The organism is Providencia sp. PROV061 (assembly GCF_011045655.1).
GTDB classification, from domain to species: Bacteria; Pseudomonadota; Gammaproteobacteria; order Enterobacterales; family Enterobacteriaceae; genus Providencia; species Providencia hangzhouensis.
The window spans coordinates 1981704-2002488 of the sequence record NZ_CP042861.1 but is presented as its reverse complement, the minus strand read 5'-3'; the positions used below and the strand labels follow the sequence as shown (position 1 = coordinate 2002488).

The 20785-nt window shown below is 40.9% G+C and carries 20 protein-coding genes and 1 pseudogene; 10 read left to right on the top strand and 11 right to left on the bottom strand.

The genetic code is table 11. The features are described from left to right. Positions 1 to 65: 65 nt before the first annotated feature. The 6 genes from nuoF to FVA72_RS09000 all read right to left on the bottom strand — a co-directional run bounded on the left by nuoF (position 66) and on the right by FVA72_RS09000 (position 7023). A complete protein-coding gene (gene nuoF / locus FVA72_RS09025) occupies positions 66 to 1424 on the bottom strand; it encodes an NADH-quinone oxidoreductase subunit NuoF (RefSeq protein WP_004259820.1) in 1359 nt (452 codons plus the stop codon). Next, positions 1421 to 1969, bottom strand: a complete 549-nt coding sequence (gene nuoE, locus FVA72_RS09020) for an NADH-quinone oxidoreductase subunit NuoE (protein WP_036958085.1) — start codon at positions 1967 to 1969, stop codon at positions 1421 to 1423. Before nuoE ends, nuoF begins: the two co-directional genes overlap by 4 nt. Before the next feature lie 2 nt (positions 1970 to 1971). After that, entirely contained in the window at positions 1972 to 3774 is a 1803-nt protein-coding gene (gene nuoC, locus FVA72_RS09015; RefSeq protein WP_405029950.1) for an NADH-quinone oxidoreductase subunit C/D, read from the bottom strand. Positions 3775 to 3848: 74 nt separating this feature from the next. Further along, on the bottom strand, positions 3849 to 4523 hold the full coding sequence (locus FVA72_RS09010) for a NuoB/complex I 20 kDa subunit family protein (RefSeq protein WP_004912254.1): 675 nt from the start codon (positions 4521 to 4523) through the stop codon (positions 3849 to 3851). An 18-nt stretch (positions 4524 to 4541) separates the two neighbouring features. After that, positions 4542 to 4985, bottom strand: coding sequence for an NADH-quinone oxidoreductase subunit A (locus FVA72_RS09005; RefSeq protein WP_004259806.1), 444 nt, complete (start codon positions 4983 to 4985; stop codon positions 4542 to 4544). A gap of 1114 nt (positions 4986 to 6099) precedes the next feature. Beyond that, positions 6100 to 7023, bottom strand: a complete 924-nt coding sequence (locus FVA72_RS09000; RefSeq protein WP_036958083.1) for a LysR family transcriptional regulator — start codon at positions 7021 to 7023, stop codon at positions 6100 to 6102. A 790-nt stretch (positions 7024 to 7813) separates the two neighbouring features. Between FVA72_RS09000 and FVA72_RS08995 the strand changes: the two genes are divergently transcribed. Continuing rightward, the gene (locus FVA72_RS08995) at positions 7814 to 9028 is read left to right on the top strand and encodes a pyridoxal phosphate-dependent aminotransferase (RefSeq protein WP_004259802.1); all 1215 of its coding nucleotides are present in this window, start codon (positions 7814 to 7816) and stop codon (positions 9026 to 9028) included. Positions 9029 to 9435: 407 nt separating this feature from the next. Further along, positions 9436 to 10017, top strand: coding sequence for a 5'-deoxynucleotidase (gene yfbR, locus FVA72_RS08990; RefSeq protein ID WP_004259798.1), 582 nt, complete (start codon positions 9436 to 9438; stop codon positions 10015 to 10017). A gap of 51 nt (positions 10018 to 10068) precedes the next feature. Here yfbR and FVA72_RS21700 read toward each other — a convergent pair whose 3' ends face one another. The 3 genes from FVA72_RS21700 to FVA72_RS08975 form a co-directional block, all read right to left on the bottom strand. Beyond that, the gene (locus FVA72_RS21700; protein WP_232062784.1) at positions 10069 to 10485 is read right to left on the bottom strand and encodes a hypothetical protein; all 417 of its coding nucleotides are present in this window, start codon (positions 10483 to 10485) and stop codon (positions 10069 to 10071) included. A gap of 167 nt (positions 10486 to 10652) precedes the next feature. Further along, positions 10653 to 12485: an SLC13 family permease gene (locus FVA72_RS08980; RefSeq protein ID WP_004259790.1), complete on the bottom strand. Its 1833-nt coding sequence runs from the start codon at positions 12483 to 12485 to the stop codon at positions 10653 to 10655. 88 nt (positions 12486 to 12573) lie between these two features. Continuing rightward, positions 12574 to 13248, bottom strand: a complete 675-nt coding sequence (locus tag FVA72_RS08975) for a sugar phosphatase (protein WP_110591912.1) — start codon at positions 13246 to 13248, stop codon at positions 12574 to 12576. A gap of 743 nt (positions 13249 to 13991) precedes the next feature. Here FVA72_RS08975 and FVA72_RS08970 point away from each other — a divergent pair. The 7 genes and pseudogenes from FVA72_RS08970 to FVA72_RS08940 all read left to right on the top strand — a co-directional run bounded on the left by FVA72_RS08970 (position 13992) and on the right by FVA72_RS08940 (position 17628). Beyond that, complete coding sequence (locus FVA72_RS08970) at positions 13992 to 14510, top strand: Hcp family type VI secretion system effector (protein WP_004246976.1); 519 nt, start codon at positions 13992 to 13994, stop codon at positions 14508 to 14510. 69 nt (positions 14511 to 14579) lie between these two features. Beyond that, positions 14580 to 15326: pseudogene (locus FVA72_RS08965) on the top strand (type VI secretion system Vgr family protein); the annotation flags it as partial. 101 nt (positions 15327 to 15427) lie between these two features. Then, positions 15428 to 15691, top strand: a complete 264-nt coding sequence (locus FVA72_RS08960) for a hypothetical protein (protein ID WP_110591913.1) — start codon at positions 15428 to 15430, stop codon at positions 15689 to 15691. Between the two features lie 5 nt (positions 15692 to 15696). Continuing rightward, positions 15697 to 16179 carry a hypothetical protein gene (locus FVA72_RS08955; protein ID WP_110592597.1) on the top strand — a complete coding sequence of 161 codons (483 nt, stop codon included), beginning with the start codon at positions 15697 to 15699 and terminating at the stop codon, positions 16177 to 16179. Between the two features lie 24 nt (positions 16180 to 16203). Next, a complete protein-coding gene (locus FVA72_RS08950; RefSeq protein WP_165119699.1) occupies positions 16204 to 16443 on the top strand; it encodes a hypothetical protein in 240 nt (79 codons plus the stop codon). Continuing rightward, a complete protein-coding gene (locus tag FVA72_RS08945; protein WP_110591914.1) occupies positions 16440 to 17366 on the top strand; it encodes a hypothetical protein in 927 nt (308 codons plus the stop codon). The genes FVA72_RS08950 and FVA72_RS08945 overlap by 4 nt, the downstream gene beginning before the upstream one ends. After that, the gene (locus FVA72_RS08940) at positions 17359 to 17628 is read left to right on the top strand and encodes a PAAR domain-containing protein (protein WP_094962673.1); all 270 of its coding nucleotides are present in this window, start codon (positions 17359 to 17361) and stop codon (positions 17626 to 17628) included. The genes FVA72_RS08945 and FVA72_RS08940 overlap by 8 nt, the downstream gene beginning before the upstream one ends. Before the next feature lie 189 nt (positions 17629 to 17817). Here FVA72_RS08940 and FVA72_RS08935 read toward each other — a convergent pair whose 3' ends face one another. Beyond that, positions 17818 to 18312: a YfbU family protein gene (locus FVA72_RS08935; protein ID WP_004257356.1), complete on the bottom strand. Its 495-nt coding sequence runs from the start codon at positions 18310 to 18312 to the stop codon at positions 17818 to 17820. Between the two features lie 139 nt (positions 18313 to 18451). After that, positions 18452 to 18907, bottom strand: coding sequence for a terminus macrodomain insulation protein YfbV (gene yfbV / locus FVA72_RS08930; RefSeq protein WP_004257353.1), 456 nt, complete (start codon positions 18905 to 18907; stop codon positions 18452 to 18454). A gap of 593 nt (positions 18908 to 19500) precedes the next feature. On the opposite strand from yfbV, the gene ackA reads away from it, so the two are divergent. After that, complete coding sequence (gene ackA, locus FVA72_RS08925) at positions 19501 to 20703, top strand: acetate kinase (RefSeq protein WP_110591915.1); 1203 nt, start codon at positions 19501 to 19503, stop codon at positions 20701 to 20703. Positions 20704 to 20785 lie beyond the last annotated feature (82 nt).

The following is a 20785-nucleotide window of genomic DNA, read 5'->3' as shown; positions in this document are numbered from 1 at the left end:
AGGCGTTAATCAAAAATACGTTCTTCGTGAAAAATCTCTTTAGCGGTTGCTCAATCGCTAAATAATTACCAACGCTGCTTAAGCAAGTTGGGTTGGATACCTGCAATCTGCACGATGTTACGCAGATCTTTTTGCGAGATACCCGCTTCGAATTCATCACGGAAATATTTGATGGCACTTTGTAGCGGTTCGACCGCACCCGGTGCGTGAGCGCAGAAAGTTTTACCCGGTCCTAAGAAACGGCACAGCTGCTCTAGGGTTTCAATATCTCCCGGCTGCCCTTCGCCTTTTTCCAGCGCTTGTAAAATTTTCACACTCCATGGCAAACCATCACGGCACGGCGTACACCAACCACAGGATTCACGAGCAAAGAAGGTTTCTAAGTTACGCACTAAAGAAACCATGTTGATTTCATGATCAACCGCCATCGCCAATGCAGTACCAAGACGGCTTCCTGCTTTGGCAATATTTTCGAAATCCATTGGTAAGTCGAGGTGGTCGTTGGTTAGGAAGTCTGTCCCTGCCCCACCCGGCTGCCATGCTTTTAATTTCAGTCCATCACGCATACCACCTGCGTAATCTTCCAACACTTCACGTGCCGTTGTACCAAATGGCAATTCCCACAGACCCGGGTTTTTCACACGGCCAGAGAAGCCCATTAATTTAGTACCCGCGTCTTTACTCTTACCGGCGCTTAAATCGATATACCATTGGTCTCCGTGCTCTAAAATGGCAGGCACGTTACAAATGGTTTCGACGTTATTAACGCAAGTTGGCTTACCCCAAGCACCTGATGTTGCAGGGAATGGTGGTTTAGAACGTGGGTTAGCACGGCGGCCTTCTAAAGAGTTAATCAGTGCGGTTTCTTCACCGCAGATATAACGCCCAGCGCCGGTGTGGACAAACAGTTCAAAATCGAAACCCGAACCGAGGATATTTTTTCCTAATAAACCCGCCGCTTTCGCTTCTTCGATGGCACGGCGTAGGTTTTGCGCGGCTTCAACATACTCACCCCGTAAGAAGATATAACCACGGTAGGCCTTAAGTGCATAAGCGCCCGTGATCATCCCTTCAACTAACAAGTGAGGGAGTTGCTCCATCAATAAACGGTCTTTATAGGTGCCCGGTTCCATTTCATCCGCATTACATAAAAAGTAACGCAGTTTCATGTTTTCGTCTTTTGGCATCAGGCTCCATTTCAGACCCGTTGAGAAGCCCGCTCCACCTCGCCCTTTCAGGCCAGCGTCTTTTACGAGATTCACAACTTCATCCGGTGCCATGCCTTTGAGCGCGCGCTCAAGACCTTTGTATCCGTTTTTACTGCGATACTCATCTAACCAAACAGGCTGATTGTCATCACGCAAACGCCATGTTAGAGGATGAGTTTCAGCAGTACGGATCACTGGATTAACAGAATTTGTCATGGATACTGCTCCAGTAATTTTTGAATATTTTCAGGCTGCACGTAGCTGTGAGTGTCATCATCGATCATCATCGTTGGACCCTTGTCACAGTTACCTAAGCAACAGGTCGGCAGCAATGTAAAACGGCCATCAGCTGTTGTTTGACCCGGGCGAATATTAAGCTGTTTAATGATTTCAGCTTCTAAGCCCTGATAACCTGTAATATGGCAAACAACACTGTCGCAATAGCGAATAATGTGGCGACCCACTGGTTGGCGGAAGATTTGGCTATAGAATGTCGCCACCCCTTCAACATCACTAGCTGGGATACCTAAGACGTCAGCGATAGCATGGATCGCACCATCTTCAACCCAACCGCGGTTTTTTTGCACAATTTTCAGTGCTTCAATTGAGGCAGCACGTGCGTCTTCGTAATGGTGTTTCTCACCTTCAATCTCTTCACGCTCTTTCTCTGTTAAGACAAAGCCATGATTGACTTGCGGTTCAAACACATTCACGACATTGAGCTCGTTGTGCTTCTCATTTTCGTTATGTTCATTATGCATGGTTAGCGATCCACATCCGACATTACAAAATCGATACTACCCAGATAGACGATTAAGTCTGAAACTAAACTACCTCTGATCACGGCAGGAATTTGCTGCAAGTGAGCGTAGCTTGGCGTACGAATACGCGTACGGTAGCTCATTGTGCTGCCATCACTGGTTAAGTAGTAGCTGTTGATACCTTTCGTCGCTTCAACCATCTGGAATGACTCATTTGCTGGCATCACCGGCCCCCAAGACACTTGTAAGAAGTGGTTGATCAGGGTTTCGATATGCTGCAACGTGCGCTCTTTTGGTGGCGGAGTTGTCAATGGATGGTCAGCTTTGAAAGGACCTTCTGGCATATTCTTATAGCATTGCTCAAGAATACGAATACTCTGGCGCATCTCTTCTACTTTGATCATCACACGGTCATAACAGTCACCGTTATGAGCAATAGGGATATCAAACTCGAAGTTTTCATAGCCTGAATATGGACGCCATTTACGCACGTCAAAATCAACGCCTGTTGCACGTAATCCAGCCCCTGTCACACCCCATGCCAACGCCTCTTCTTTTGAGTACATTGCTGTCCCAATAGAGCGACCTTTTAAGATGGAGTTTTTCAGTGCAGAAGTCACATAAGACTCTAAACGTTTTGGCAACCAATCTAATAATTCGCGCAGCAGTTTTTCCCAACCACGCGGTAAGTCATGCGCAACACCACCGATACGGAACCATGCAGGGTGCATACGGAAACCGGTAATCGCTTCAATCACGTTGTAGACTTTTTGACGGTCGGTAAACGCAAAGAAGACAGGGGTCATCGCACCAACGTCTTGGATATAGGTACTGATGTACAGCAAGTGGCTGTTAATGCGGAATAACTCAGACAGCATAACACGAATGGTTTTCACGCGATCCGGCACTTCAATGCCAGCCAGTTTTTCAACGGCTAACACATATGGCATTTCATTCACACAACCACCGAGGTACTCGATACGGTCAGTGTAAGGAATGTAGCTGTGCCATGACTGGCGTTCACCCATTTTTTCAGCACCACGGTGGTGGTAGCCAATGTCAGGTACGCAGTCAATAATTTCTTCGCCATCCAGTTGTAATACGATACGGAACGCACCGTGTGAGGATGGGTGGTTTGGCCCCAAGTTTAGGAACATGAAATCTTCGTTTTCATTTCCACGTGCCATGCCCCACTCTTCTGGTTTGAAAGTCAAGGCTTCCATTTCCAGATCTTGTTTCTGCTTAGTCAGAACAAAAGGGTCAAACTCAGTCGCACGCGCAGGATAATCCTTACGCAGTGGGTGACCTTCCCAGCTTGGTGACATTAATAAACGGCGTAAATTTGGGTGACCTTGGAACGTTATACCGAACATGTCCCACACTTCACGTTCATGCCAATTCGCATTCGGGAACAGGGAAACAATAGAAGGCACATTTAAGTCTTTCTCATTAAGAGCGACTTTTAACATGATATCGCGGTTACGATCGATAGAGATGAGGTGGTAGAAAACACTAAAATCTGCTTCTGGCAGACCTTGACGGTGAATTCGTTGACGTTCATCTACCCCATGTAAGTCAAATAACATGACATACGGTTTTGGTAATTTCTTTAGGAAATCGACCACTTCCAGTAACTGTTCACGACGCACCCAAACCACTGGCATACCAGTGCGAGTCGCTTGAACAGAAAAGGCATCCGGCCCAAATTGATTGCGCAGTTCCAGAAGCACAGGGTCGTTTAAGTGATCCTGTGTCTGCCATCCTGGCTGGTTACTACTCGCTTGCGCTATCTGATCTGTCATCATTCTTCACCATAACGCTTGATCAGGTTTATTATTTCGCAACAACATTGCTCTGTTACGCTGTATGGCTTTAAGCCTTAAATTTCGTCTGGTGTACGCAGGTTTGTCACTGCAATACGTTCACCGTGCTTTCTTTCTCTTTCTGATTGCATATTGGCACGGTAAACGCCTTGGTCTCCAACAACCCAAGACAGCGGTCTACGCTCTTTACCGATAGATTCTTGCAACAGAAGCAGAGCCTGCATATAGGCTTCTGGACGCGGTGGGCAACCTGGGATATACACATCCACAGGAATAAATTTATCGACGCCTTGTACAACAGAATAAATGTCATACATGCCACCAGAGTTGGCACATGAACCCATGGAAATTACCCATTTTGGTTCAAGCATTTGGTCATACAGACGTTGAATAACAGGTGCCATTTTTGTGAAACAAGTACCTGCTACTACCATGAAATCGGCTTGACGAGGTGAAGCACGCAGTACTTCTGCACCAAAGCGGGCAACGTCATGAACAGCCGTGAACGAAGTCACCATTTCTACATAGCAACATGAAAGACCAAAGTTATATGGCCATAGAGAGTTTTTGCGCCCCCAATTAACCACATCGTGAAGTGCATGAGAAAGTTTTCCCATGTAAACACTGTTTTCAACTTGCTGCTCCAGTGGATCAGTAACGATTTCCTGAGTTTGCAGTGGGTAACGGTCGTTCTCACCGTTCGGATCTATGCGGGTGAGCGTATAATCCATTGTATAATGCCTCGCTTTTTACTGCGGATGACGATTGCTGATTTTAATAACTTCACTAGGATGCTTTACTTTTCCGCGGGAACGGACTGGAGTCCAATCCAATGCCCCAACGCGGACGAGGTAAAACAGTCCCGCCAACAATACCAAAATAAAGATCGCGGCTTCGATGAAACCTACCCAACCGGCTTCGCGGATGGCGACTGACCATGCAAATAAGAACATGGCTTCAACATCGAAGATAACGAAAAACATGGCAACTAAGTAAAACTTAGCAGACATGCGGAGACGTGCACTACCGACCGAGTCGATACCTGACTCATAAGGAACATGTTTTGTTCTGGCTTTGGCGCGGCTACCTAGAAAGTGACCTGCGACCAACATGAAAGCACAAAGACCGATAGTGCCGATAAGGAATATCGCAAACGCCCAGTTATGGGCTAACGCTAGGATTGATGTAGACATACTCGTTGCTTACTCATTACTTATGGTGTGTTAGCTGCTCTTTTTTACATCACGGCAGTATTGCACCACAATTGCCCAGTTAATCGAGAAGAAAGACCAAAATTGATCACAAACTAAAATATCACCAAACTTAAATCAGCCTGTTGACTGCGTTTGGTTTGTCCTCTCTCATTACAATTTATTTCACTTAAACTAAGTAAAATAACCCGTATTTATTACAAAAACTTCACACTTTGGAAACAACAGAACAACAAAAAGCACTCATAATCTGCTAAAACGTGTCAGTGTAATGATACTCAAGTAAACACGCAAACTAGTTTAACTGATTATTCGTTTTTACTACACCATTATCTCAGGAAAAACCTGTCTTAACAGATGAAAAATTGCTCTTTTTATTTGATCTAACGCACACTTTTATTGAAAAAGTACTCAATTTGTTTACATAGCATTCAATTTAACTTTAAGTCTTTGTAACTCTTTTTAACGCATTACTTCAAGTAACTAACTGACATTACAGCGCTATTTTATCTATTCAATAAAAAAACATTGTTAATAACATAACAAATTGTTAACCAAACAATGAAATTCAGGTTATGCCAGCTACATCACAATTATTTCATGGTCTTTCTTATTTAACCATACTTATTAAGTGGTTATTTGCTTTTTTTATGAGCGGAAATTAATAAAAAATCGATAAATTTGAACTCGATATCCTACTAAGGATATCACTGGACATTATTTAAACATGCATAAAAACAAATTTCTCGATACCATTTCCCAATATTGAAAATTGAGTTCCACTGCATGAAATAATCGTTTCAGTTATTACCAACGAATCCGTTAAACTGTTATCTAACAGCTTAATCTACCCGTGCGTTAACCATTTAACCAAAAATAGCTATCTCAGTCGCCACACGAGCCTTCTTTAGATTGCGATTAACACATTGATTTTATTTGTACACAGCCAATAACACATTGATCACAAACAAGTGATTCAGTAATAAACCAACAAAAATGATATAAAAAAACGGCAATCCCAAAATAATTGGAATTACCGCCAGTACAATAAATCGATTAGATATTGCGATTAAAGCAACTAGATGAATCGATTAACTTAATTACTTTCCTCGTTGCTATCCATCAACTCACTTGCTGAGGCTGCCACATAAGGGATTTTTTTGTTTTCGATCGCACCGAATACCGTCAGAACAAAATCTTTTTGTTCGTCTGCGTTCTTATATAACCAATACTGAATATCAGGTAAACGTGGTAACCCATCAGCTTCATTCAAAATACGTAAATCTGCATTTTGCATTTCCATTGGCCTTGCAGTTACCCCTACTTCCGCATTAACTGCTGCACGAACAGCAGGCAGAGAAGCTGCTTCATAAGCAACATGCCATGACAAACCTGCATCATCAAGGGCACTAGTACAAAGTTTACGATATGGGTTAGTTTCATCCATAACAACTAATGGGATCGGCTCATTCGGACGCAATTGAAAATCGGGTGCGCTATGCCACAAAACAGGCACGGTTCTTAAAGCCGTTTTAGGATGGTGGCTAATTCTTGCCGTTGTTAATGCAAGATCTATCTCATGGTTATCAAGCATTGACTCAATAAACTGAGCTCGTTTAATGCGTACTTCAATTGCAATTCTTGGATAGACAGACGCGATACGATTAAGCAAGAAAGGTAATAGGATATCGACGGTGTCATCAGATGCACCGATGCGCAATTCACCATCAGCGTCATTATAAGTTAATGATGCCGTTGCATCGTCATTGGCGCGCAATATTTGCCTTGCGTAGCCAAGTAATTGCAATCCATGTGCGGTAAGCAGTTTATTTCGTCCATGACGAGCAAAAAGCTCACGACCGACTAATTGTTCTAAACGTTGCATTTGCTGGCTCACAGCAGATTGTGTTCGACAAACGGCTGCAGCTGCAGCTGCAAATGTATTAAGATCTGCGACAGCAACGAAAGTACGTAGCAAATCAAGATCTAGGTTCATGATGGGACGATTGGAATTTATCATCGTTCATTCTCTTATATAATTTTATGTTACCTGGTGTTTCTGCTCTCCTCCATGAGAATCAGCGAGTTTATAGCGACTACTAAGCGAGTGCATTTCTAATCCATAGATCTGCAATAACTTCTAATTATTTTACTTTTCCACCCTGCTCATCATTTATAATTGATAGAGCACGTGTGCAAATAGCATACTTCCAAAAATCAAATAATTTTAATAAAAAGGGGATGTTTTCCTAAAAAACAAACTAACAAAGCGCTTTCTAGAACACGCTTAAATAGTAACATATTTAATGTAATCACAATTATTTTAATGTAAGCACATTATAAAATTCGTTTCACTATTTACCTATAGTTATGAATATCAAATAGTTACAATTTTAAGCAACACCTTTTGTTAATAAAAATGACTCGAAACAATCAATATTACTAACAAAATCACACTAATTATTATAAAAAAAGGCTATTACAGCAAAAAAATCATGTCTATTTTAATGATTCAATGCTTAATATTACATTTTGATACAAATTTTCCTTTTTCCTCTGTTTTTCTGCTTTTTTACTTTTTATACTCCAAAACATCAATAAATGTTAAAATTATAATCCACACAATGCTATATTTTAGGAACATACAGCTAACTTAAACCATATAATAAGATACCAAACATTACATTTAAGCGTAAACCAACCTTTTACACCAAAAATAACCTTGCATCTTCAAAAGCTTCTGAGGGAGGAGTAGAGTAAAGGAATAACGCCGGCTCGACCAATGTAACCCTTAGGGTAATGAGAAAACTATGAATAATCTAACTAAATCCAGTAAGCTCGATAATGTTTGCTATGACATTCGTGGGCCCGTCTTAAAAGAAGCTAAACGCCTAGAAGAAGAAGGCAACAAAGTCCTCAAACTCAATATTGGTAACCCGGCCCCATTTGGTTTTGAAGCCCCAGATGAAATCCTAGTTGATGTCTTGCGTAATCTGCCTAGTTCTCAGGGTTATTGTGATTCAAAAGGCTTATATTCTGCCCGTAAAGCGATTGTGCAGCATTACCAAGCTCGCGGTATTCATGAAATGACCGTGGAAGATGTCTACATTGGTAATGGCGTTTCTGAATTAATCGTACAAGCCATGCAAGCGCTGCTTAATAATGGTGATGAAATGTTAGTGCCTGCGCCTGATTACCCATTATGGACCGCTGCGGTTTCCCTTTCAGGTGGGAAAGCGGTTCATTATATGTGTGATGAGCAACAAGGTTGGATGCCTGATATTGAAGACATTCGCAAAAAAATCACCCCAAGAACGCGTGGTATTGTGGTCATAAACCCAAATAACCCAACCGGTGCGGTCTACAGTAAAGATCTGTTAATGGAAATTGTCGAATTGGCTCGCCAGCACAATCTTATTATTTATGCTGATGAGATCTACGATAAAATTCTTTATGATGATGCTGTACATCACTCTATTGCCGCCCTCGCCCCTGATTTATTAACCATCACATTTAATGGTTTATCTAAAACTTATCGCGTCGCTGGTTTTCGCCAAGGTTGGATGGTATTAAACGGCCCGAAAAAACATGCAAAAAGCTATATTGAAGGTTTAGAAATGCTGGCCTCAATGCGCCTGTGTGCTAACGTTCCAATGCAGCATGCTATTCAAACTGCACTCGGGGGCTACCAAAGTATCAGTGAATTTATTCAACCAGGTGGTCGTTTATATGAGCAACGTAATCGTGCATGGGAGTTGATCAACCAAATACCGGGCGTTTCATGTGTCAAACCACAAGGTGCTCTGTATATGTTCCCAAAAATCGATATTAAACGATTTAATATCTATGACGACCAGAAAATGATTTTAGACCTATTGTTACAAGAGAAAGTGTTATTAGTTCAAGGTACCGCATTTAACTGGCCTGAACCCGATCACTTTAGAATTGTCACATTACCTTATGCAGATGATCTTGAAATGGCGATTAATAAATTCGGCCGTTTCCTTGAAGGTTATCGCCAATAAAAGCGGCATCAAACATAAAGTGAAAGCCTCCTACTCCGGAGGCTTTTTTATTCTAAATCGAGTCATCATTAATAGACTGTATTATTCTGATAATCAAATAATAGAAATAAAATAAATTGCCACCAAGAAAAAGCCCAATAATATAAATGGAAAATATTTCATATTGCCTCTTTATTTCCGAATTGAACATTCATTATATTTTTTTGATTCTATAATTCAACACAATTAAAATAACAGTTAAATTAAAGTCAAATACTGATTATATTATTATGATTATCTTAATATGAAAATAAATATTAATAAATAATTACGAACTAGTAACTTATTAAAAAACAATAAAAATATATCACTACCACATTATTTCCGTTATAATTTTAGTTGTTTGCAGACACCACAGAAGAGGACTTATGAGCTACTTTTTCGCCCACCTAGCTAGAATGAAACTCATTCACCGCTGGCCTTTAATGCGCAATGTACGAACTGAAAACGTTTCGGAACATAGCTTACAAGTGGCTATGGTTGCCCATGCTCTTGCTATCATCAAAAATCGTCGATTCGGCGGTCAGGTTAATGCAGAACGAATAGCCATGTTAGCCATGTACCATGATGCGAGCGAAGTTATCACTGGAGACTTACCAACTCCGATTAAATACCATAATCAGCAAATTGCTCATGAATACAAAAAAATAGAGAAGTTCGCCCAACAAAAATTACTCGAAATGCTACCAGAAGAACTGCAAGATGACTTCCGTGAGCTAATTATTGAAGATTTACAAACTGATGAAGAACATTCATTGGTTAAACAAGCTGACTCATTGTGCGCTTATTTAAAATGTTTAGAAGAGCTTTCCGCGGGTAATAGTGAATTTAAACTTGCAAAAAAACGCCTAGAGAAAATATTAGAAGAAAGAAAAAGCCCTGAAATGGACTATTTTATGGAAAAATTTGTCCCAGGTTTTAAACTTTCCCTTGATGAAATCAGTAATTAATTTTTTTAGTAGGAATAATAAATATTCCTACTCTGCATAAGCAGTTATTAATTATACTTCGTTAAATGCCGTAGAACAGTCAGACGATGACGGAAAATGCACATACAGCCGCTTAAAGTCCCCATTAACCCCCAAAACCACTTTTCCTTTATCTTCAAAGGTAATAGAACAATAAAAACTCGATTTTGTACGATATTTTTTGCCACTTTTAGTTGTTATTTCAACTACCCAGTAATCATATGAATCATTAATACCGAGCTCATATTTAAATGCAAAAATATCTTTCATAACTGCTTTATTGGCAATATTAGACAAAGTTTGTGAACTGGGATATTTTTTCGTTCTGCTATTACTAAGGTTATTAACATAGTGCTCAATGACAACAGAACTTAAGTCTTCCCCCCAAAAGTTTTCAAATGTTGCCAAGCCCAAATAATACCTTTCCGGTGTAGCAGTTTCTTTATTCATATTATATATTCCTCACATTGATTTGTCAGAAATAAGCTAGCATTTCATTTATCAAATGAAAAAACGAATAAATATTAACGCTTACGTTTTTTTAATAAAAAACCATCAATAACGATTTGCTTTTCATTCGTTATTGATGGTAATTTTGAAATTATAAATAACAAAGATTAATTAAAGGGAAATAATACCGGTACAACCAAAATACTAATTAGCATTACGATAATAGTAAACGGCACACCAATTTTTAGGAAATCAGCAAATTTATACCCACCAGGCCCTAAAACTAAGGTATTCACTGGTGATGAAACTGGGGTCATAAAGGCAGCGGATGCGGCTATCCCAACAATCATGGCAAAAGGAAGTGGTGAAACCTCCATTTGACGCGCCGCCGCAATGGCAATCGGCGCCATTAACACCGCAGTTGCGGTATTGGAAATAAATAAGCCAATAGTGGCGCACAAAATAAACAGGCACAATAACATCACGTGTGGCCCTAACCCACCGGCGACTTTCATTAACGCATCGACAGCAAGCGCAATCCCCCCTGTTTCTTGTAATGCTAGCGCAAAAGGCATCATCCCAACAATTAAGATAATACTAGGCCAGTGGATTGACTTATAGGCACTTTCCATATCGATACAACGAAATTTCCCCATTAGCAAACAGGCAATAAGTGCTGCAATAAAATTAGGAATTTCATTGGTCACCATCATCGCGACCATTAGCGCCAAACAAAACAAGGCATGAGGAGCCTGAGATGCAGCGGGTGCAACGGCCTCGACTTCAGCAGCTAGGTTCAATACAATAAAGTTACGCGGCTTAGTCGATAAAATTCGGATCAATTTCCAATCACCAATAACTAATAAAATATCACCTAACCTAAGCGGTTCATCAACTAGCTTTCCATCCAGTGCCTTGCCATCTCGACGAATACCAACAACGTTCAAACCATAACGAGTACGAAATTTAATGTCCCTCAACGATTTCCCCAATAGTTCGGAATCAGGGTTCATCGACACTTCAGCCATTCCCACATCACGTGATTGGTCTGAAAAATAATCTCCCCGTAAAATCATCGGTTCAAGAAGTTGCTCGCTACAAAATTGGCGCAAATCGTCATCACTCACGGATATATCGACTAATAAAACATCCCGCTCGCGTAGCTCGGTTCCCCCCGTTGCACTCACCATCACGCGACGGAATTTACGCCAACGCTCTATCCCAACCACGTTAGCTTCATAACGGGAGCGAAGATGCAGTTCATCAAGCGTATGGCCTATGAGTGGCGAACCTTTTCGGATAGCAAGGCGGCGAGCTCTACCCGTCAATTTGTAATCACGAATTAAATCACGGAAAGTACGTCGATAACGCTCAGGGAGTTTGTCGGGTTCATTACTGCCTAGCCAACGCCTTGTTAGCCACATGTAGGCAATACCGGCTAATAAAATGAGAATGCCTATAGGGGTAATAGAAAAAAATTGAAAGCCTTTGATCCCCTCTCGTACTAACTCACTATTCACTACCATATTCGGTGGCGTGGCCACCAGTGTCATCATTCCACTGATAAGCCCTGCGAAGCCTAATGGCATCATCAACCGGCTAGGGGACGTTTTCATGCGTGATGCAACGCTTAATACGACGGGGATAAAGATAGCCACCACTCCTGTGGAACTCATAAAAGCCCCTAACCCAGCGACAGTGAGCATTAAGAAAACCAGCATTTTGCTTTCGCTGCTTCCTGCAACGCGAACAAGCCAGTCTCCCATTTGATAGGCTATCCCTGTGCGAACAAGGCCATCACCAATAACAAACAATGCTGCGATTAGCAGGACGTTGGGGTCAGCAAAACCTGCGGTAGCTTGTTCTAGCGTTAAGGTATCGCTCAGCACAAACGCGACAATGACAAGTAACGCGACCACATCCATGCGAATTTTATTTGTGGTAAATAGAACTATCGCAATCAATAGAAGGGTTAAGACCCACAGCAATTCTCCGTTCAAAATATCCCCTTTCGACGAAAAAAAACATTGCTAAGAATTTTATTTAGTTAAGCATGTTTTACGGAGAATTTCTTTGATTAAATCACCATTAAGTCAAATTAGACACGAAAAGTTCATAATCACCATTATTGTCAGGTCCCATAACGGAAATTTGTTCCAATGAACTCACAATTACTTGAATTTCATCACGACGAGGCATCCCTTCTGGTGCATGGACTGCCACCACTTGGCAACCGGCTGTTAATGCTGAATGGATGCCTGCTTGTGCATCTTCAAAGACAATACAGGATTTTGCAGGAAAAGAAAGTGCTTGGGCACCAAGTAAAAACGGCTCTGGGTCAGGCTTACCTTTGGACACTTTTTCAAATGTTACCCAATGTTTAGGCTCTGGTAACCCTGCCGCTTGTTGACGCCCATGAGCAATTGGTACAGTACCAGAGGTGACAATTGCCCACGGCGCGCCAATTTCATTTAAACGCGTCAGCAAAGCAATAGCGCCGGGTAGAGCAACAACGCCCTCCACATCTTCGCTTTCCATTTTTTCTAGCCAATGGAAGTATTCCATAATTTCTTCATCACTCGCCTCGGGTAAAAAATGGCGCAAACTGGTCATTGCGGGTTTGCCATGAATATAGCTAATAACTTCGTCCGCACTTTTACCAATACGCTCACCAAATTTGCACCAGCAACGTTCAACGACTGCGAGTGAATCCGCTAACGTACCGTCTAAATCAAATAGAAACCCTTTTGCCTTTAATTTCACATCTACCCCTTTAATTTTGCAATTCGCATAACATAAAAAATTGAATCGATTCTAGCCCACTAGTTAACGCTAAATAGGCGCCCATACGCAACCTCATTATTGAAAATAGTTAAGAATTGTGCCTAAGACATAAATTTGAATGCGCTAGGGCTGTTGATCTTTGTGTTTTTTGAACGACATGGTGATTTCTGTTGTATTTGCTTTTTTACGAAATCATTATATTGCTCCTGTACCACACAGGAAAAACGTAAAACTTACAGTTGGTTAGCATATTTATCAATATTAATCACTAGTAATTTCATGATAAATAGTTAAATACACTATAAAATTAGACCGATAATTTCACTGCTAGTAGAGGGTAGCTTAAATTCTCTATTTTATTTATTTTAAATCATGTGGTTGCGATAACCTCTTAAGCTGAAATATTTGGTTACATAGTTTATTTCTATGTACATTAGAACTTACTGGGCTTACCGCAGTTTGGTCTATTTTTTGCTCGATGATTATTCGGTAATCATTCATTTTTGGTGTTTTTCTGGAGTTATATAGCGATATTTCAACCCGTTTACGCTAAGTCACTTATCCTAGAGAGATACAAACTGGCCCTCCGGTTTACAGTCCATTCATAAGCTTTTATTATCCTTAACTCAAATCTTACCGTGCGCACTGGCTGAGATGACGGAAATTAATCGATAATTATGTCGACTTAACCCAATTTGTTATTCTGGATAAAGGATATCGCTATGCCAACTCCATGTTATATTTCCATTGAAGGAAAAACCCAAGGCAACATCACTGCCGGTGCATTTACGGCGGATTCTGTGGGTAACATCTATGTACAAGGTCATGAAGACCAAATGTTAGTGCAAGAGTTTTCTCACGTTGTGACTGTACCGACAGACCCACAATCTGGCCAACCTTCAGGCCAACGCGCACATAAACCCTTCCGTTTTACCGTGGCGTTAAATAAAGCGGTTCCGCTGCTGTATAACGCGTTAGCATCTGGCGAAATGTTGCCGAAAGTGGAACTGAAATGGTACCGCACATCCGTTGAAGGGAAGCAAGAGCATTTCTTCACCACCACATTAACGGATGCGACTATCGTGAATATCGATTGCCAAATGCCACACTGCCAAGACCCAGCGAAAGCGGATTTCACGCAGTTAATCGAAGTGTCTCTGTCTTACCGTAAAATTGACTGGGAACATACCGTTGCAGGTACATCCGGTGCCGATGACTGGCGTGCGCCGCTCGAAGCGTAAGTTCGAATTTAGCGAGCCTTTCGAGGCTCGTTTGCGTTTTTAGCTTTTTCTTCCGTAGAGGAAATTCCCATGTCTTGGACAGACCCCAATAAAAACAAACGACTTGGCAGCCCCGAAAATAACCCGCTTATTCACGGTGGTGGGTATGCGGGTGGCAGAACCTATGCACAGGACCAAGCCTTGCAAGAAGCCCATGGTCAACTGCTAGACCGTATTATGAGTGGCGAAATGGGGACGGGATTAGTATTCACCTGTACCATTGGTGGGTTACCTGAAAATACCTTTCAAGTGACCCAGTTTGATTTGCAAGAAGGGCTTTCCCAGCTCTTTTCACTGTCGATTCAGGCGGTCAGCTCGTTACCCGAGATTGATTTTCAAACGGTTCTGGGTGTGGCCTCCTCGTTGACTGTAAAGCGAGATGGAAAAATTCTTCGCACAGTACAAGGCATTTTAGCCGGGGCAGAGCAAGGCAACACCGATGGGGTTAAAACCTGGTATCACTTTGTGATACGCCCTGAAATGTGGGTGATGACGCTTAAACAGGACAGCCGCATTTTCCAAAATATGACGGTGCCGAACATTCTTGAGACGCTATTGAGCGAATCTCACATTAAATTTGACAAGCAGTTTTACCACCCCGAAGAGCATCTGAAACGCGAGTATATCACTCAAAAGCGTGAAACCATGTACGACTTTTGGTGCCGTCTGGCGGCGGAGGAAGGGATTACGTTCTGGTTCGAAGAAGGTCCACAACTGTTTTACAGTGACCGCCATTTAGGCATGAAAGCGGGGATATCGCTCACCTATATGCCGAAGATGAAAATTTCTTTTTAGTTAAACAACTGAAGAACTGGGAAGAAAAAGATGATATTGATATATTAGAGGAAATTGATTTTAAAAGATATCAACTAGGTGAAGTGATTGTATTAAATGATTTCTTATACGAAAAAAAGATAGCATTTTTATTAGGCTCTAAAGATATTGATTCTTTTTTGGATTGGTATTTTAAAAAATATAACTCTTGTTTTATTGATGGCGATACTATTTTTTTTTCTATAAGCAAAAAAGAAATGTTATTATTCAATCATGATGGTTATTTAATGGTATATAAATTACCAATTAAGTTAATAGAAAAGGGTATTGAAAAATACATTAATTTTAAGGCTAAACATAAGTTATAATTGTGATGACTATGGTTTATAATCGGTTCAGTTTAATTGCTATCATCATTGGAGCTTTTAGTATTCTTGTAATACTTGTTAATCAAAGCTTTGAGCGTGAATATGTTCAATCCAAACCTAAGTTAGAGCAGATTGTTCATGAAAAGGTAAGTAGTATAAAAAAAGCGACAATGGATGCAATTAAAGGAAAAGCGTATCAAGCTCCTACCGTAGATCCTGCCAATGAACAGCGACAGCTTTTATTAGATAAAATTGAATTATCCAAACAAGTTAGTATAACGCTCAGTGTATTTGGTATTATTTTTGCTGCTATTTCATTTATTCGCCATGAAAACAAAAACTCAGCCAGAATAGCATTAGCACTAAATGGGAGCGTTCTCGCTATTTCTCTTTTATTGTATGCTGCCGCAGGTATAGCCAGCATTGTTGCTGTTTTACTTGTCATTTGGTTTATAGGTAACTTTTTTGACATTTTTAGTATTTGTTAGCTTCTTAAGGAAAACGTCTTAATTTTGTTGCGCAAAACAGCAAAATACGTAGCAACCACGGCACTGCGTGATGGAGAGCTTGTGCTGAGCTTTGAAGTTGAAGCGGGTATTTTTGCAGGTGATCCTCTGGGGCAATCTATCCCATCCATTTATTGGTACTACTTGGTGGATCGTCTTAAAGGCGAGATTGCGCCATTGCGTTACCGAAACGGTGATCCTAATGATAAACTGTATGGCTGTATTGATGAGGAAGGCACCGAATGACGAGTTTATATACGGCAACAAAGCACCCGGAGCAATTAGAAACTACGCCATTGATTGAAGAAAGTTGTCACTACGATGATCCGTTGGAGCCTCAAAAACTGGTATTTTTAGATGCAGTCAATAAACAGCGTTGTGTGATTAATTCACCACAGCGGAATAGTCAACTTACCAACACGATACCTTTTTTTATCGTGCTCTTAGTAATGGCGTGTTATACGTTATATAATTTTGCTAATAACCATATTGATTCTAAAGCCTCAATTGAAATGATGGCTAAGCACGTGGAGGACAAATATGCAAAGCCAAATAAAAAGGATCCGCATGCATTAAAAATGATAGATTCATATAAGCGTTTTTTTGGCGAAGAAAAAATTAGTTGGTGGGATTATATAAAAGCTAATAATTCAGGCGAGTTCTTTACTAACAGTCAATATGATAAATACCTTGTTATCGGCTGGTTGATCTTTTTCCCGGGTTTTTTATGGCTATTGGGTTATCTCTCTTTCTTCACACCTCCGGTTTACCTTATTGCGGATAGGCAACGAGGAATATTGTATAGCTATGGGATGGGGAAAGTACGTTTAACGCGCTATGAAGATGCACAATTCGGCTATGCAGGTAAAATGCTGGCGATTAAACTGTATGGCTTTGATGAAAAAACAGGGCAATTGAAAACCATACTTTACAAGCCAAATGTTTCCCATTACTCCAGTTTCCTGACCAGCACCGACAGTGAAAACCATCGTTTTATCACGTTTCTCAATGCTTATATGCAAGAGGGGCGAGATGCCGTTTCGTCAGTCGATTACCAAGCTCGTAAACCCTTTTTGTTTTTTGGTAAAAACCCACTTCCTACTGATTTTGAGCAACAGGTCGAACAGATTTTAGCAAAGCTTGATCAGGAGAAAAAACGCAATGCGTAGTCTTGTGAACGGCAGAAAACTCATTTTAAAAAATGATACGACGAATACCGGTGGTACGGTGCTGACAGCTTCTTCTCTCGCCAAGCAAACCCAAGGAGTCGCCTGTGTGGGCGACTCTGTTTATTGTCCTTCATGTAAAAAAACAGGGACTATCGTTGAAGGTGATAGCTTAATGAAAATTAATGGTATCCCTGTTGCGCTAGAAGGTCATAAAGTCGCTTGTGGATGTTCTGGGGGCTGCGTGCTTGTTGCTGTAGGCTAAATGTTAATGTGTTTTAACTTGCTTATATAGCTCGCATATCAGTGTCACGTGTTACTGCTTTACTAATGACAAGCAAATATGCTCTAAATATTCACGCTGTAGCTAGGCGACTAGAGAAGATATCTCGGGGAACATACAAATGTACGTGACCCGAGTCGCCGAACGCAACAGCGCGAAGAATGACGAGCATTAGGCATTTAAAATTTGGGAGATCTCCACTGCTGATAAATGATACTGCCTTGGACATGCATGCCAAATCGCTAACATACGATTATATTTTTCCCACATTGGCGTTTGTGAGTTAAACCCATGCGTCCCGCTGTCAAAGTGGGTATAACGCCCTTCTGTGTTGACCATAAAACGGACATAGCTCAGATAACGTGCTTCTGTTGCCGCATCAAAACCCAAAAATTGCACACGGCGGCCATCAATATCTTCCTTATTAGCCATGTTGCTATAAGAGACTTGCAGCGCATGGTACATTTCCATGATATCAATAACAGTACGGCAGGTATCTTCACTTAAATGACCAAAGTCTCTGTCTAACTCACGCATTTGTAAACCGAAACCACGTTCAATAATGGTTTGTTGTCGGCGATAACGTTCTGCATTATCGGGGTCAAGCATGGTCATCATTTTATATTGATTAGATAAGATCAAGCGTTGTGCGTTAGTCATTTCCATCAGGGTTCTCCCACTAAAAAGTATGGCTTATCTTCGCATTCAACATCAATCATAGACAGTGAAAACATCGCTTTTATTGATCTAAACACTATTTTTGTATTACTTATTGTTAAATCTAGCTTTTAATAGAAATTATCCCTTAGATATCTTCCATAAAGGAACGATCTAGCTGGTTAAATGCACGTTTTAGCAAGTCAGCCAACGCCATATAATCGGGTTGGTGTTCAACTGGTGCCATCGCAATTCCCGCTTCGGTAAATTTATCACGGATCTCATAAAACCAGCTTAGCAAGCTGGATGGCAAAGGTGTCGCCGCACGTTTTCCTAACCACCATAAACCTTGCATTGGCAAACTACAGGCAAAAAGTGCCGTGGCAATGGCAGGCCCCAATTGCCCACCTAACGCGATTTGCCATGCTAATGTAAAAATTGCAATGGGCGGCATAAAGCGAATACCAAAGCGTACCGCCTTGTTAATACGAATTTCGGGGAATATCGGCGACAGTTTTTTCTCCATAGGAAAAGCCTTCAGATAGCGGTTACCTAATCTAAAGCGCTTAAAAAAACCGGGCGGTGTACTTTGCAATGTACTCATGAAACGTTTCCTATCGACTTCTTAAAAACTGAGGCAATAATTTATAAATTACGCATGGTAAAATGATAGCACATTTAAGGTAACGAAATTATTTCATTACATTTACCTTAAGTTAAGTCAATTTACTAAATATCAGCTATTCTAATAGCAACGTAACCCTGTGCTATAACACTACTTTATACGTCACTTATGATTTTAATCAATCAAAGTCCCTATTTTTAAAAAAAACGTATAAAATATAAAATAATTTTAGTAGAATCTGCCACATTTAGAATTGCTGTTGCATTTGTTATTTTTTAGCTTTATCCATCTTCGATACTGAAGATAGACAACAGTTATATATTGGGGTTGTTGATCGTTATTTCAACACTAGGTGCAGAGGTTTACTTTTATAACCTTCTGTAGAAAAGAATAGCGCCTGAGTTATCAACCCCTGAAGATCTCACGATCTTTAACTTTTTTCGCCTTTAACATGATATCAATCATGATGTTTCAGGTCATAAATACGCTAGGCTCTAGCGGTATATTTTTATATCTGAGTCTTTTCATGTTTTTAAAAGGCTTCACAACAACAATTAACGATAGGTATTTCCATGTCAAGTAAGCTGGTACTGGTTCTAAACTGCGGTAGCTCCTCACTGAAATTCGCCATCATCGACCCAACTAATGGCGATGAATTTTTATCTGGATTAGCTGAGTGCTTTAACCTCCCGGAAGCCCGTATTAAGTGGAAAATGGATGGTGCTAAGAAAGAAGCGCCTTTAGGTGCTGGTGCAGCGCATAGCGAAGCATTGGATTTCATTGTTAACACTATTCTTGCTGAAAAACCTGAGCTATCAGAGCAAATCACCTCCATCGGTCACCGTATTGTTCATGGTGGTGAGAAATTTACCTCTTCTGTATTAATCACAGATGAAGTGATTGAAGGCATCGAAGCGGCTATTCCATTCGCGCCATTGCATAACCCTGCTCATCTCATCGGTATTGAAGAAGCAAGAAAATCCTTCCCGCATCTGGTGAACAAAAATGTCGCTGTCTTTGATACCGCATTCCATCAGACCATGCCGCAGGAAGCTTATCTGTATGCATTGCCATACGAATTATATTCAGAGCATAGTATTCGCCGTTATGGTGCGCACGGTACAAGCCATTTCTATGTTTCCCGTGAAGCTGCGAAAAAACTCAACAAACCTGTTGATGAGCTAAATGTTATCACTTGCCACCTAGGCAATGGTGGTTCTGTTACTGCTATTGTTAACGGTAAATGCGTTGATACTTCAATGGGTTTAACGCCATTAGAAGGTCTGGTAATGGGAACACGTAGTGGTGATATCGACCCTGCAATTATTTTCCATTTACATGATTCTTTAGGTATGAGTGTTGAGCAAATCAACAAGATGCTGACCAAAGAGTCTGGTTTATTAGGTTTAACTGGTGTAACAAGTGACTGCCGCTATGTTGAAGATAACTACGGCACTAAAGAAGACGCAACTCGCGCAATGGATGTTTTCTGCCATCGTTTGGCGAAATACGTTGGTGCATATAGTGCTCTGATGGAAGGCCGCCTTGATGCTATCATCTTCACGGGTGGTATTGGTGAAAACTCAGCGCAAGTTCGTGAAATTACCTTGAAGAAACTGGCTATCCTTGGTTTCGAATATGACCACGAACGTAACTTAGCGGCGCGCTTCGGTAAAGAAGGTTTAATCACTACCGATAACAGCCGCCCAGCACTGGTTATCGCAACCAATGAAGAGTTGGTTATCGCCCAAGATACTGCGCGTTTAACCGCATAAGCAACTTCTACCGCCAGCAACCTGCTGGCGGTATCGTTTTGTCATTAGAGTAACCGAAATAAAGAGGTTCCCGTGTCCCGTA